This is a genomic window from Peptococcaceae bacterium 1198_IL3148 (genome assembly GCA_036763105.1).
Classification (GTDB): Bacteria; Bacillota; Desulfotomaculia; order Desulfotomaculales; family Desulfohalotomaculaceae; genus JBAIYS01.
The window spans coordinates 1-289 of sequence record JBAIYS010000062.1; the positions used below are offsets into that span (position 1 = coordinate 1).

The following is a 289-nucleotide window of genomic DNA, read 5'->3' on the forward strand; positions in this document are numbered from 1 at the left end:
AAATCACAGAAGACACGCTAGTAGTGGGTGTAGATATTGCTAGCGAGGTCCAATACGCTAGAGCTTTTGATTACAGAGGAATTGAAGTTGGCAAACTTTTTAAATTTAACAATGATGATAGTGGTTTCTCTTCATTTGTAGAGTGGATTGAAGAGCTAAAATCAAAGTATCAAAAAAATTATGCCATGATTGGAATGGAACCTACTGGCCATTATTGGTTTCCTATAGCTCAATATATAAAAGATCTTCAAATGAAAGTAGCACTGGTTAATCCATTTCATGTCAAACG

1 protein-coding gene is annotated in these 289 nt (G+C 34.9%); it reads left to right on the top strand.

The window, feature by feature from the left end; translation table 11 throughout:
* Positions 1-23 precede the first annotated feature (23 nt).
* The coding region (locus V6C27_14900) for a transposase (protein ID MEG6617664.1) at positions 24-289 on the top strand (266 nt) is incomplete at its 3' end.